Raw genomic sequence first — 13,722 nt, forward strand, 5'->3', positions numbered from 1 at the left:
AGCCGACGTTCTGATGCACTATTGTTATTTCTTTCTCTGATCCTCTGAATAGGGAATGTCATTAAAAGGAGCCCTGATGAAGATTTCTCGCCTTGGAGAAGCGCCGGATTACCGCTTCTCGCTGGCAAACGAGCGTACTTTTCTGGCGTGGATCCGCACCGCGCTAGGGTTTCTGGCGGCGGGGGTTGGTCTTGACCAGTTGGCTCCGGACTTTGCCACGCCCGTGATTCGTGAACTGTTGGCGTTGTTACTGTGTTTGTTTTCCGGTGGTCTGGCGATTTACGGCTACCTGCGATGGTTGCGTAATGAAAAGGCGATGCGTCTGAAAGAGGACCTGCCATACACCCACAGTTTGCTGATCATCAGTCTGATTTTGATGATCGTCGCGGTGATCGTTATGGCGCTGGTACTGTATGGCGGATAGCCGTAAAGCGCGCCGCATTGCCGATCCGGGACTTCAGCCAGAGCGCACGTCGCTGGCCTGGTTTCGCACGCTGCTGGGCTATGGCGCGCTAATGGCGCTGGCGCTGAAACATCACTGGCACCAGGCGGGATTCTTGTTCTGGGTTTCTATTGGCGTGCTGGCGATTGTAGCGATCATTCTCTGGCGCTATACCCGCAGTCGTAACCTGATGGACGTCGCCCATCACGATTTTTCTCAATCTCGCGCGGTGCGTGACAAATTTATGATCTCCCTCGCGGTGTTATCCCTCGCAATACTGTTTGCTGTAACGCATATCCGCCAACTTATCGCATTTATCGGGGATTTTGCATGACGGGAAATGAAAACAGGGATGTCCGTGAGGAGGCGTATCAGATCGTTGTCAATCGCCAGAATAGTCAACAAGCGCAAGAACTGTATCGAAACCTACAGCAGCTTGGTATCAGGGCCGTACAGTTTATTCCCCACATCGAGTTTGATAGGAATGGCCATTTATCCGCAGAGTCGGTAACCGCAGAAGGGTGGGGCCAGTTTTTAAATGCGGTATTTACTCTCTGGGTACGGGAAGATGTTAACCGGATATCCATTCAGCTTTTTGATAAGACCTTAAAGCAGTGGTGTGGTCGTGCGGATGCGGTGAATTTACAGGATATTTCGCATATCGGCGCGGAATGTCGGAGCTGTTACGTATTGCACTTCTGTGCTGGTGAATGCCTGAAACATCGTGATAGCAGCGGAAAAAGCGTGCTTTGTGCCGGGTATAAAACCTTTTTTAACGACTCTTCGCCGTACATGCGGGTGATGCGTGATCTTATTAAACAGCATCGCTCACCGATGGAACTGATGGCGATGCTGCGTCAAACTTAGCGACCTTTAGCCAGGTACTGCGCCATTTCGGCTTCCGGTACCATTCCGCCGCCCGTCGCCCATACCAGATGTGTGGCGTGGTTTAACTGCTCAGCAGTAAACCCATGCATTTGTTGGTATGCCGCTGAACCGCATACGCGCTGAGGTCCGCTCATCCCCGCCAGTGCAGATGGCTCCAGGCGAATACCGTCTTCCTGCGCCAGCCAGCCCAACATGTCATACATGGTTTGATCGTCAAGGGTATACAGCCCGTCCAGAAAACGCTCCATAGCCCGGCCCACAAAACCCGATGCACGTCCCACCGCCAGCCCGTCCGCCGCTGTCAGGTTATCAATGCCAATCTCCTGAACGGAAATAGCGTCGTGCAGGCCAGTGTAAACACCGAGCAGCATGCAAGGGGAGTGGGTCGGTTCGGCGAAGAAACAGTGAACGTTATCGCCGAACGCCAGCTTCAGGCCAAAAGCCACACCGCCAGGACCACCACCGACGCCGCACGGCAGATAGACAAACAGCGGATGATCGGCATCCACCACGCGCCCCTGCTGTGCGAACTGCGCTTTCAGGCGCTGTCCGGCCACCGCGTAGCCTAAGAACAAGGTGCGGGAGTTTTCATCGTCGATAAAGAAGCAGTTTGGATCGGATTCCGCCGCCTTACGCCCTTGCTCCACCGCCACGCCGTAATCTTCTTCGTACTCGACTACCGTCACACCGTGGCTGCGCAGCTTGGCTTTTTTCCACGCACGGGCATCGGCAGACATGTGTACGGTGACCTTAAAGCCGATGCAGGCGCTCATGATACCGATCGATAAACCCAGGTTGCCGGTCGAACCTACCGCGATGCTGTACTGGCTGAAGAACTGTTTGAATTCAGGTGAGAGCAGCACGCTGTAGTCATCTTCAGTGGTAAGCAGCCCGGCGGCCAGCGCCAGTTTCTCTGCGTGGGTCAGCACTTCATAGATGCCGCCACGGGCCTTAATCGAGCCGGAGATAGGCAGATGACTGTCTTTTTTCAGCAGAATTTCACCGCAGATAGACTGCCCGTACTCTTTTTCCAGCCGTTTTTGCATCGCAGGAATCGCGGCCAGTTCGGATTCAATAATCCCGCCGGTGGCGGCAGTTTCCGGGAAGGCTTTCGCCAGATACGGCGCAAAGCGGGTCAGGCGAGCATGGGCGTCCTGAACATCCTGTTCCGTCAGGCCGACATACGGTAAACCTTCTGCCAGAGAGGTCGTGGCCGGGTTAAACCAGGTCGTTTCTTTGAGAGCGGCCAGATCCTCCACCAAAGGATACTGGGCGATGAGATTTTGAATGTTTTCCATAGTACGTCTCTTTGCGCTTAGATAATAAAGGAAAGCAGGAATGTGCAAGCCAGTGCAATAACCGACGCGATAAATGTCGCGGTCGTATAGTATTTAAATGTTTCACTCAGGGTGGCGCCGCAGTATTGCTTCACCAGCCAGAAGAGGGAATCTGTCACAATCGTGCAGCCAATTGCGCCAGAACCGATGGCAATGGCGATGATCTCTGGGCTGACGTTGGGATAGAGCGGCAGCATCGGCGCGACAATCGCCGTTGCACCCATCATCGCGACAGTTGCCGAACCGACCGCTGCGTGCAGAATAAGCGCCACCAGCCAGGCCAGCAGGATGGGGTGCATATGCATATTGGAGAGGATCACCGCGAGGGTATCCGCCAGGCCGCTGCTCTTCAGGATGGCGTTGAACGCGCCGCCCGCACCGATAATCAGCAGAATGTTAGCAATGGAACCAAAACCGTTTTCGGTATGGGTGAGCAGCGTACCCATGCCGATATGCTGACGCAAACCGAGAATGTAATACGCCACGAAAACCGCGATAAACATGGCAGTAATCGGGTTGCCGATAAACTCCAGCAGGGTGTACAGCGTACTGCCTTTCGTCATGTTCAGTTCAGCGACGGTTTTCGCCAGCATCAGACCAATCGGCAGCAGGACGGTAAACAGGGTTGCGCTCAGTGATGGCAGCGTTTTTTCGTCACGGACTTTAAGGTCAGAAAACTCAGCGGGTACTGCTTTATACGGCAGACGGTTGCCGAGTAACTTCAGGAACAGCGGTCCGCCGATAAGCGACGCCATCAGCCCTACCAGCAACCCATAGACGATAACGGAACCCAGATCGGCGCCCAGTTTATTGGCGACGAACAGTGCGGCCGGATGAGGTGGCACCACGCAGTGCACGGCCATCAGGGCGGTACATAACGGGATCGCCAGTTTCAGCAATGAAGTATGGGTCTTTTTGGCGATGGAAAACGCCAGCGGAATTAACAACACCACGCCCACTTCCACAAACAGCGTGATACCGCAAATCAGCCCCACCAGCACCATAATGACGTCAGCGGAGAGCCAGCGACAGCGCTGGAGCGTTAAGCCAATACGTTCTGCCGCGCCGGAAACTTCCATCATTTTGCCAAGAATGGTTCCCAGGCCGATAACAGCTGCGAGGAAACCCAGCGTGCCACCGATACCACTCTCAATGGCATTGACCATCTCCAGCGGGCCCATGTCCATCATCGTGCCCACAAAGAAACTGGCTAACAGCAGCGCCAGAAACGGGTGGAATTTGAACTTCACGATGGTCAAAACGATTAACACGATGCTTATCAGCAGCGTGCTCACAACCCAGATTTGAGAGTGCATATCTCACCTTGCCCTGTGATTAACGTGGTTATATTGGACAAAAAAACGACGTAGGCTGACAAACGATATAATTCCCATTTCACATGAGCTAGATTGAATCAAAATGGTGATATGTGTCTAAAAATGACTATTTTATGCAATATGGTTCACGCTGATTCATCTTTGTGCTGATTTTTTCAGCGTCTTTTTTTACACTGCGGGCCATAGTCAGAGGTCTCAGAGGTGGTTATGGATCCCCTACGCGAAGTCAGAAATCGTCTACTCAACGGCTGGCAGTTATCAAAGCTCTACACTTTTGAAGTGGCGGCGAGGCATCAGTCTTTTGCGCTGGCCGCAGATGAGCTGTCATTAAGTCCCAGCGCCGTCAGTCATCGTATTAACCAGCTTGAAGATGAGCTGGGTATTCAGCTGTTTGTTCGCTCACACCGAAAAGTGGAATTAACGCACGAAGGGAAACGGGTGTTCTGGGCGCTGAAATCGTCGCTGGATACGCTGAATCAGGAGATCCTCGACATTAAAAACCAGGAGCTCTCCGGTACGCTCACGGTTTACTCGCGGCCTTCCATCGCCCAGTGTTGGCTGGTGCCTGCATTAGGTGATTTCACACGCCGCTACCCGTCTATTTCGCTGACCATATTGACCGGTAACGACAACGTGAATCTCCAGCGTGCGGGTATTGATCTGGCGATCTACTTTGACGACGCACCCTCCGCGCAACTGACGCACCATTTCCTGATGGATGAGGCAATCCTGCCAGTATGCAGTCCGGACTATGCCCGCCGTTTTGACCTGCAGGGTGCGTTGGTTAACCTGCGTCACTGTACGCTGCTGCACGATCGCCAGGCGTGGAGCAACGATTCCGGAACGGATGAATGGCACAGTTGGGCGCAACACTTTGGGGTTGATTTGCCGTTATCATCGGGGATTGGCTTCGATCGTTCGGATTTGGCGGTGATTGCCGCAATGAACCATATTGGCGTTGCGATGGGGCGTAAGCGGCTGGTGCAAAAACGACTCGACAGCGGGGAGCTTGTCGCGCCTTTCGGTGAGATGGCGCTGAAATGTCACCAGCATTACTACATGACCACGCTGCCTGGCAGGCAGTGGCCGAAAATTGAGGCTTTTATTGGCTGGCTACAAGAGCAGGTGTGATGAGATTTATTACGTTTTCACTCTACACCTGATGTCGGAGATTATGCTAAATACGTGATATCCCTCCCGGTTAATGACTGAGGACAACTGTGTTAAAACCGCTCATCTCTCTCCTGTTGCTCGCCAGCGCTGTCGTGTGCGCCGCTGAACGGCCACTCACGGCTTTGCAGTATGCGCAGCTATTGGGGGCAGGAATGGATGTCGACTGGGCGCGAACCGAAAGGGGCATCCGCGAATTTGATCCGCTGGTGGTCCGCGATTTCAGGGCAAAGGGATTAACCCATGTGCGTATCCGGGTCGCGGGCGAGCCAACGGAAGCGCGGTTGATTCACCTGCGTAAACTGGTTGAAGCCTGTAACCAGTATGGCGTGATCCCCATTATCGCGTATCAGGCCGATGAGTATAAAAACGATCCCAGCCCCGGAAACGAAAAAGAGGTGGAGAACTGGTGGATAGCCGTGGCGCACTATTTCGCGCAAAGTTCGCCGTTGCTGGGTTTTGACCTGATCGATGAACCGGCGGAGAAACTCAACCATAATCAGGCTTCCCTCAATCGGGTATATGAGAATACCCTGCGCGTGATCCATGCCATTGACCCGCAGCGCATGATTTTTATTGCCCCACGCATGCGCGCCGCCCCGGAGGCGTTGTCGGGTCTTAAACTGCCGCCGGGAAGCCAAAACTACGTGCTGGCACAATGGCATATCTTCCCGCGGGGTCCGCTAAAGAGTAATGGGAAATACCCCTGGACCTCCGGTACCGCGGCGGAAAAAACCGCCATCCGTGCGCGGATAAACGCCGCCATACATTGGCAGCAGAAAACCGGTCATGTCAGTTGGGTCGGGGGCTGGTCGCCGGGAGAAACCATCAAAAATGCGCCATCTCCGTCGCAGTTAGCCTTTGCCAGTTTTATGGCCTGTGAGCTGAAGAAAGCGAAAATTCCGTATGCTATCAACGCCGATACGCAGTTTTATGATGGGGAAGAGGGGGCGTGGCGGCCAGCGCTGGAACCGTTGTTGAACGCGATGATATCGCCGAAGTGTGAACAGCCCGGCGATAAGCCGGGCCATCATCTGATTAAACCGCCTGCTCCTGATGGGAGACACGAGACGCCAGCGGGAGCCAGCACAGTAAAATCAATAGCCCCATAAAGGTCATCAACATCCCAAGACTGGCTTGTCCGGTTTGCGGCATCATCGCGGAGAGCCACGCCAGCACGCCTGAGCCGATGTTTTGCAAGCCGCCCACCAGCGCGCCTGCAGTTCCGGCCAGGAACGGGAAAGGTTCCATCGCCCCGCTGGTTGCCAGCGGAAACAGCATGCCTGCGCCAAAGAAGAACAGGGCTGCCGGGATCAACAGCGTCCAGACGTTCATCACGCCGAACCAGCCTGGCACCCACATCATCACGCCTGCCAGCAGGCAGCTGACCACCGACTGCCACATCAGCGTGGAGAAGCGTTTATTGGGACGACCGGCAAACCATGCGCCGAAAAACGCCGCCGGGATCGGCAGAATAAACAAGACGCTCACCACCATGCTGCTTAAACCTAATACGGCACCCATCAGTACGCCGGAGCAGGCCTCGAAGACGGCAATCCCGGCCAGGCCGCCGATCAGCATCAGCAAATAACAGGTAAACGCGCCGTTGCCGAACAGGGTTTTGTAGCTGGTGATAAGCCGTGTGCGCGGTGCGCCCGTCGGACGGGTTTCTGGCATCCAGCGCGCCATGCTAACGGTGACGCCTGCGCAGAGGATCAGCAGAAAGATGTAACAGGCGCGCCAGTTCCACATAGTGTCCAGCAGACCGCCGATCAGCGGAGCCATCAACGGGCTGACCAAAATCCCCATATTCAGCAAGCTGTTGGCGTGGCGCAGTTGTGTGCCTTCATACAGATCACGCGGTAAGGTCCTCGCCATCACCCCGCCAACGCCGGTCCCCATGCCCTGCATCGCACTGGCGGCAATCAGCACCGTCAGGCTGTGGGTGGTGATGGCGACCAGCGTGGCCAGCATAAAGATGGACATGCCGACGAGGATCACCGGGCGACGCCCGACACGGTCAGAAAGCGGGCCGTAAACCAGCTGTGACAGACCGTACGTCAGCAGGTAGGCGGCCATCACGCTTTGTACGGCCCCTTCGCGGACATTCAGTTCACGCGCCATATCGGCAATTGCCGGGATATAGATGGTTTGCGCCATCTGACCCACTGCGACAAGTAATACCAACATCAACAACAAATTGACGCTTTTCTGCCTTTTCATTTCGCTGATTACTTTTTAAAAAGAGAAAAAAATAAGAATAAGTGGCTATGTATTGCCATAAATTAGAGTGAAATCTACCACACCAGTAAAAGAAGGCCAGATAGACGACTGGAATGGTGTGTCGGCGAACGGCAGGATATGTAAACAAAAAACGGCAACAAATGTTGCCGGATTGCATCATGCCAGGCGAAGCAGCATGGCGCCAGCGGCAATACCGCCTGCGGCGACGAGGCGCAACCCGACGACCCGCTCTTTGAGCAATAGCCACGCGATAAGCGCGCCGAACAAAATAGAGGTCTCGCGCAGCGCGGCGACCACCGCCAGGGGGGATTGCGTCATCGCCCACAGTGCCAGTCCGTAAGAACCCATAGTGCCGATGCCGCCAAAAATCCCCTTCTTCCAGTGCTGCACCAGGTAGCGTGCGGCCTCCTGGCGTCGGGCAATCATCGCCCAACTCAACAGGCAGGAGCCATTGAGGAAGAATGTCCACAACGTGTATCCCAGCGCAGTTTCTGACAGTCGTACACCTGTCCCGTCCACCAGGGTATATCCGGCAATAAAACAGGCGTTAATCAGGGCCAGAACCACGCCCTGCCGGGAACTGGCGTGGCCGTTGAAGGCCATACCGAGGATGGCAATGCAGATCACCACAATACCAATCCAGGCCAGTGAGGAGAGGCTATCGCCGAGAAACAGTACGCTGATTATCGCAACCAGTAGCGGAGCGGAACCGCGCATTAAGGGATACGTTTGGCTCATATCCGAAACCTGATAGGTTTTGGCGACCAGAACGGTATAGACCACCTGTAACACGGTAGAGGCGGCTAAAAAGGGGATGCTGGCAACGGCAGGCTGCGGGGAAAAAGGTAAACAAACCAACGCCATTAATGCCGCAGAGCCGCTGACGCCAATCGCCGAGTAGAGCTTGTCGTTTCCTGCTTTCACGATGGCGTTCCAGCTGGCGTGCAGCAGCGCGGCGAACAGCAAAATGCAGAAAACGGAAAGGGTCATGGCGACAGGTGTCTTAAGGGATGTAATAAAAATGTAACATACTCTTGAGGTACACGCACCAGGCAGAGGGTGAAAGGGGAGCGGTTGCCCGCTCCCCTTTAGTGCGGCTTGAATCTGAATCACTTGAGGTATTTCAGAACTGCATCAAGCAGTTGCAGTGCAGCAACAATGAGTTTCAGGATAAGAATAGCGATATCCACGAGGCTCATACGCGTCTCCTGTGGTGAAGGAGCACCGCCAGCTGACGTACCTTTCCGCTGCCTGTTGCCAGCTGCTGCGCACGCGATCTCTCTTGCGAGAAATGTTGTGCTTGTTGACGTAACACAGTGTGCTCACACGGGGTTAAGGCGCTGACGGCACCACCCGTTTCAGCCAGGGCTTTGTTGCGCCGGTTTACGATGCGGCCCCGCATAACACATTGCGTACAGTGATATTATAGATGAATTACTGTATAAATAAACAGTAATTTTTAGACAAAACACCCTCTCTGTACCATACTCAAAAGCGTCAAAATTCGTGCCGAAATTGCGTGTTTTTCGTGGAATGCGTATACTTCTGGTGTTGACATAACACAGTGTGCTTTGCGGTTACCAGCCGCATAACGCTGATAAAAACCTCGCTTCGGCGGGGTTTTTTGTTTTACATCGTTATCAGTGATAATGTGATCGTTGACGCATTTTTGCACAGATGAAATTTTTTCCATTGTCACATCTAAAAAGCTGTGCTTGTATAAATCCTGTTAATCAATAAACAGACAAGGTCCCTAATGAACCCTTCCATGCTAACTGCGACCCTACTAAAAACTGCGCAACCTGCCGCAGTGGTCGTCGTGCGTGTGGTGGTGGTCGTCGGCAATGCGCCGTAGGGTCCGGAACACACGATTCCAAAACCCCGCCGGCGCAAACCGGGCGGGGTTTTTCGTTTAAGCGACCCTCCCGGAGCCTCGGCCCAGAATAAAAGGACTGGAGCATGGCAAGTTCGGGCACAACATCCACACGTAAGCGCTTTACGGGCGCAGAATTGATCGTTCATTTACTGGAACGCCAGGGCATCACCGTGGTGACCGGGATCCCGGGCGGTTCGATTCTCCCCGTCTACGACGCCTTAAGCCAAAGCACGCAAATCCGTCATATCCTGGCACGCCACGAACAAGGCGCGGGGTTTATTGCGCAGGGTATGGCGCGAACTGATGGAAAACCCGCTGTTTGTATGGCCTGTAGCGGACCGGGGGCGACGAACCTGGTCACCGCCATCGCCGATGCGCGTCTCGACTCCATTCCATTGGTGTGTATTACCGGTCAGGTACCGGCCTCCATGATTGGCACCGACGCCTTCCAGGAAGTGGACACCTACGGCATTTCTATCCCCATCACCAAACACAACTATCTGGTCAGAGATATTCACGAATTGCCGCAGGTGATGAGTGATGCTTTTCGCATTGCCCAGTCGGGACGCCCGGGGCCGGTGTGGATAGACATTCCTAAGGATGTTCAGACCGCCACGATCGAGCTGGAAGAACTGCCGCCTGCGGCAGAGAAATCACCCTCGCCGGAATTCAGTGCTGAAAGTATCCGAGACGCCGCCGCGATGATTAATGCGGCAAAGCGCCCGGTGCTGTATCTCGGCGGCGGTGTCATCAATGCACCTGCCCGTGTGCGCGAACTGGCGGAAAAAGCGCAGTTACCGACCACCATGACCTTAATGGCGCTGGGTATGTTGCCAAAAGCGCACCCGCTGTCGTTAGGCATGCTGGGTATGCATGGCGCACGCAGCACCAACTTTATCCTGCAAGAGGCGGATTTGCTGATTGTTCTGGGCGCGCGTTTTGATGACCGGGCGATTGGTAAAACGGAGCAGTTCTGCCCGAACGCCAAAATTATTCATGTCGATATCGACCGCGCGGAGCTGGGGAAAATCAAGCAGGCGCACGTGGCGATTCAGGCCGATGTGGATGATGTTCTGGCCCAGTTGATCCCATTCATTGACGTGCAACCGCGTGAGGAGTGGCACCGGACGGTGGCGGATTTGCAGCGTGAGTTTCCGGGTGCGATCCCGCAAGAGTGTGATCCCCTCAGCCATTATGGGCTGATTAATGCCGTGGCGGCCTGTGTGGACGACAGCGCGATTGTCACCACCGATGTGGGGCAGCATCAGATGTGGACGGCGCAGGCGTATCCGCTCAACCGTCCTCGCCAGTGGCTGACCTCCGGTGGCCTGGGCACCATGGGCTTTGGTCTGCCGGCGGCGATTGGCGCAGCGCTGGCGAACCCTGACCGTAAGGTATTATGTTTCTCTGGCGACGGCAGCCTGATGATGAATATTCAGGAGATGGCGACCGCCAGCGAAAACCAGCTGGATGTGAAAATCATTCTGATGAACAACGAAGCGCTGGGGCTGGTCCATCAGCAGCAGAGTCTGTTTTACAAGCAGGGCGTCTTTGCCGCCACCTACCCAGGGATGATCAACTTTATGCAGATTGCTGCCGGATTTGGTCTGGAAACCTGTGATTTAAATAACGAAGCTGACCCGCAGGCGGCGTTGCAGGCGATTATCTCCCGTCCGGGACCGGCGCTGATTCATGTGCGTATTGATGCGGAACAAAAAGTGTATCCGATGGTGCCGCCGGGCGCGGCAAATACAGAGATGGTGGGGGAATAAACCATGCAGAAACAGTCACATGAAAACGTCATTCTGGAACTCACCGTGCGTAACCATCCCGGCGTAATGACCCACGTCTGCGGCCTGTTCGCCCGTCGTGCCTTTAACGTGGAAGGCATCCTCTGTTTGCCGATCCAGAACAGCGACCAAAGCCGTATCTGGCTACTGGTCAATGACGATCAACGTCTTGAACAGATGATTAGCCAGATAGATAAACTGGAGGATGTCGTGAAAGTCATTCGTAACCAGTCAGATCCGACCATGTTTACTAAGATTGCCGTCTTTTTCGAATAACAGCTCAAGGCTTGAACAGCAACGCGCGGGTACACAAAATCATTCAAGCTGCATCAAGGCGGCAAGTCTGAGACAAATTCGTAGGAACGAATTTGAACAGCCGGAGGCTGCCTTCGGTGTGGGACATGGATGTCCCACATTAATCCCCAGGAGCTTACTCAAGTAAGTGGCTGGGGTGAGCAGATGTAGCCAACGCAGAGGCAGCTTGAAGGATGAAGTGTATGTCGTTAAGGTAAGTGCGTTTTATTACCCGCCAGGACAGAACCATGATCACCGTTGCCCTTATTGACGATCACCTGATCGTCCGCTCCGGCTTTGCACAGTTGCTGGGGCTGGAGCCTGATTTGCAGGTTGTAGCCGAGTTCGGATCGGGACGAGAGGCGCTGGCGGGACTGCCGGGGCGGGGCGTGCAGGTCTGTATTTGCGACATTTCCATGCCGGATATCTCCGGGCTGGAGTTGTTAAGCCAACTGCCAAAAGGGATGGCGACCATCATGCTCTCTGTTCACGACAGTCCGGCGCTGGTGGAGCAGGCGTTGAATGCAGGCGCCCGTGGTTTCCTCTCCAAACGCTGTAGCCCTGATGAACTGATTTCTGCGGTCCATACGGTGGCGACAGGCGGTTGTTATTTGACGCCGGATATCGCGGTAAAGCTGGCGGCAGGGCGTCAGGATCCGCTAACAAAACGCGAACGTCAGGTGGCGGAAAAACTGGCGCAGGGTATGGCGGTCAAAGAGATTGCCGCTGAACTGGGGCTGTCGCCGAAAACAGTACACGTGCATCGCGCCAATCTGATGGAAAAACTGGGCGTCAGCAATGACGTTGAACTGGCTCGCCGTATGTTTGATGGCTGGTGATGAGCACCTTTTTCTCCCGGTTAATTACCGTTATCGCCTGTTTTTTTATCTTCTCCGCCGCGTGGTTTTGCCTGTGGAGCATCAGCCTGCATCTGGTTGAGCGCCCGGAAATGGCGGTGCTGTTGTTTCCATTTGGTCTGCGTCTGGGGTTAATGCTGCAGTGCCCGCGCGGCTACTGGCCGGTGTTGCTGGGTGCAGAATGGCTACTTGCTTACTGGCTGGCGCAGGAAGTGGCGCTTGCTCATCTTCCCCTTTTGATGATCGGAAGCGTGCTGACGCTGCTTCCGGTGGCGTTAATCTCCCGCTATCGCCATCAACGCGACTGGCGCACGTTGCTTTTGCAAAGCGCGGCACTTACGGCTGCGGCATTGTTACAGTCTTTACCGTGGATGGGTCAAGGCGAAGCGGCCTTTACCGCGCTGCTGTTGACGCTCACGGGCGGACTGACGCTGGCCCCCATTTGCCTGGTGTTCTGGCATTACCTCACCAGCACCACCTGGCTGCCGCTCGGTCCGGCGCTGGTTTCGCAGCCGGTAAACTGGCGCGGTCGCCATCTGGTCTGGTATCTGCTGCTGTTCACCGTCAGTCTGTGGCTGCAGCTTGGGCTGCCGGACGAACTTTCCCGTTTTACGCCGTTTTGTCTGGCGCTGCCGATTATCGCGCTGGCCTGGCACTACGGCTGGCAGGGGGCGCTGATCGCGACCCTGATGAATGCCATCGCATTGATTGCCAGCCAGACCTGGCACGATCACCCGGTGGATTTATTACTCTCATTGCTGGCGCAGAGCCTGACCGGGTTGCTACTCGGCGCGGGGATCCAACGCCTGCGCGAGCTTAATCAGTCGCTGCAAAACGAGCTGGCGCGTAATCACCGCCTGGCGGAACGTCTGCTGGAAACCGAAGAGAGCGTACGGCGCGACGTGGCGCGCGAGCTGCATGACGATATCGGCCAGACCATCACCGCGATCCGCACCCAGGCCGGTATTGTGCAACGACTGGCTCCGGAAAATGCGGGCGTGAAGCAGAGCGGCGCGCATATCGAACAGTTGTCGTTGGGCGTGTATGACGCGGTGCGCCGCCTGTTAGGGCGCTTGCGCCCCCGCCAACTGGACGATCTGACGCTGGAGCAGGCCATCCGTTCGCTGATGCGTGAAATGGAGCTGGAAAGCCGCGGTATCGTCAGCCATCTCGACTGGACAATAGACGAATCAACGCTCAGTGAAGGCCAGCGGGTGACCCTGTTTCGGGTGTGCCAGGAGGGGCTGAACAACATTGTGAAGCATGCCAGTGCCAGTGCGGTGACGCTCCAGGGCTGGCAGCAGGACGACCGCCTGATGCTGGTGATTGAGGACGACGGTTGTGGGCTGCCGCCAGGCTCTGGTCAGCTGGGTTTTGGCCTGACCGGAATGCGTGAACGTGTGACGGCGTTGGGGGGAATGCTGGCGATTTCCTGCACCCACGGCACGCGCGTGAGCGTCTCACTACCATTGCGTTACGTGTAAGGA

Annotated in this window: 15 protein-coding genes and 1 pseudogene; 10 read left to right on the forward strand and 6 right to left on the reverse strand. The window is 55.3% G+C overall.

Annotated elements, in window-relative coordinates:
* Positions 1–76 precede the first annotated feature (76 nt).
* The 3 genes from AC07UY_RS04655 to AC07UY_RS04665 are packed head-to-tail and all read left to right on the forward strand — an operon-like array spanning position 77 to position 1,309.
* Entirely contained in the window at positions 77–424 is a 348-nt protein-coding gene (locus tag AC07UY_RS04655) for a YidH family protein (protein WP_494659585.1), read from the forward strand.
* Positions 414–776 (forward strand): DUF202 domain-containing protein, encoded by a 363-nt coding sequence (locus tag AC07UY_RS04660; RefSeq protein WP_203359520.1) that lies wholly within the window; start codon positions 414–416, stop codon positions 774–776. Before AC07UY_RS04655 ends, AC07UY_RS04660 begins: the two co-directional genes overlap by 11 nt.
* Positions 773–1,309 (forward strand): radical SAM protein, encoded by a 537-nt coding sequence (locus AC07UY_RS04665; RefSeq protein ID WP_494659586.1) that lies wholly within the window; start codon positions 773–775, stop codon positions 1,307–1,309. The genes AC07UY_RS04660 and AC07UY_RS04665 overlap by 4 nt, the downstream gene beginning before the upstream one ends.
* On the opposite strand, the gene dsdA is transcribed toward AC07UY_RS04665, so the two are convergent.
* A complete protein-coding gene (gene dsdA, locus AC07UY_RS04670; RefSeq protein ID WP_494700899.1) occupies positions 1,306–2,628 on the reverse strand; it encodes a D-serine ammonia-lyase in 1,323 nt (440 codons plus the stop codon). The genes AC07UY_RS04665 and dsdA overlap by 4 nt on opposite strands.
* Positions 2,629–2,645: 17 nt before the next feature.
* Positions 2,646–3,983 carry a D-serine transporter DsdX gene (gene dsdX, locus AC07UY_RS04675; RefSeq protein WP_494659588.1) on the reverse strand — a complete coding sequence of 446 codons (1,338 nt, stop codon included), beginning with the start codon at positions 3,981–3,983 and terminating at the stop codon, positions 2,646–2,648.
* Between the two features lie 228 nt (positions 3,984–4,211).
* On the opposite strand from dsdX, the gene dsdC reads away from it, so the two are divergent.
* Complete coding sequence (dsdC, locus tag AC07UY_RS04680) at positions 4,212–5,135, forward strand: DNA-binding transcriptional regulator DsdC (RefSeq protein ID WP_494659589.1); 924 nt, start codon at positions 4,212–4,214, stop codon at positions 5,133–5,135.
* Positions 5,136–5,224: 89 nt separating this feature from the next.
* Complete coding sequence (locus tag AC07UY_RS04685; protein ID WP_494700898.1) at positions 5,225–6,286, forward strand: cellulase family glycosylhydrolase; 1,062 nt, start codon at positions 5,225–5,227, stop codon at positions 6,284–6,286.
* On the opposite strand, the gene emrD is transcribed toward AC07UY_RS04685, so the two are convergent.
* The 4 genes and pseudogenes from emrD to AC07UY_RS04705 all read right to left on the reverse strand — a co-directional run.
* Positions 6,213–7,397 carry a multidrug efflux MFS transporter EmrD gene (gene emrD, locus AC07UY_RS04690; protein ID WP_203359526.1) on the reverse strand — a complete coding sequence of 395 codons (1,185 nt, stop codon included), beginning with the start codon at positions 7,395–7,397 and terminating at the stop codon, positions 6,213–6,215. The two genes, AC07UY_RS04685 and emrD, sit on opposite strands and share 74 nt — an antisense overlap.
* Before the next feature lie 177 nt (positions 7,398–7,574).
* Complete coding sequence (locus tag AC07UY_RS04695) at positions 7,575–8,435, reverse strand: EamA family transporter (protein ID WP_494700910.1); 861 nt, start codon at positions 8,433–8,435, stop codon at positions 7,575–7,577.
* A gap of 92 nt (positions 8,436–8,527) precedes the next feature.
* Positions 8,528–8,617, reverse strand: coding sequence for a type I toxin-antitoxin system toxin TisB (gene tisB, locus AC07UY_RS04700; protein WP_000060506.1), 90 nt, complete (start codon positions 8,615–8,617; stop codon positions 8,528–8,530).
* Positions 8,614–8,725 (reverse strand): annotated as a pseudogene (locus AC07UY_RS04705) (hypothetical protein); the annotation flags it as partial. The gene tisB and the pseudogene AC07UY_RS04705, both read right to left, overlap by 4 nt.
* A gap of 449 nt (positions 8,726–9,174) precedes the next feature.
* Between AC07UY_RS04705 and ivbL the strand changes: the two are divergent.
* The 5 genes from ivbL to uhpB all read left to right on the forward strand — a co-directional run bounded on the left by ivbL (position 9,175) and on the right by uhpB (position 13,719).
* Complete coding sequence (gene ivbL, locus AC07UY_RS04710; protein ID WP_047460165.1) at positions 9,175–9,273, forward strand: ilvB operon leader peptide IvbL; 99 nt, start codon at positions 9,175–9,177, stop codon at positions 9,271–9,273.
* Between the two features lie 104 nt (positions 9,274–9,377).
* A complete protein-coding gene (gene ilvB, locus AC07UY_RS04715) occupies positions 9,378–11,066 on the forward strand; it encodes an acetolactate synthase large subunit (RefSeq protein ID WP_494700897.1) in 1,689 nt (562 codons plus the stop codon).
* Positions 11,067–11,069: 3 nt separating this feature from the next.
* On the forward strand, positions 11,070–11,360 hold the full coding sequence (gene ilvN, locus AC07UY_RS04720; RefSeq protein ID WP_494659592.1) for an acetolactate synthase small subunit: 291 nt from the start codon (positions 11,070–11,072) through the stop codon (positions 11,358–11,360).
* Between the two features lie 266 nt (positions 11,361–11,626).
* The gene (gene uhpA / locus AC07UY_RS04725; protein ID WP_203359529.1) at positions 11,627–12,217 is read left to right on the forward strand and encodes a response regulator transcription factor UhpA; all 591 of its coding nucleotides are present in this window, start codon (positions 11,627–11,629) and stop codon (positions 12,215–12,217) included.
* Positions 12,217–13,719, forward strand: coding sequence for a signal transduction histidine-protein kinase/phosphatase UhpB (gene uhpB / locus AC07UY_RS04730; RefSeq protein ID WP_494700896.1), 1,503 nt, complete (start codon positions 12,217–12,219; stop codon positions 13,717–13,719). Before uhpA ends, uhpB begins: the two co-directional genes overlap by 1 nt.
* The last annotated feature ends 3 nt before the right edge of the window (positions 13,720–13,722 follow it).

The organism is Citrobacter sp. GW821-FHT02E08 (genome assembly GCF_059421685.1).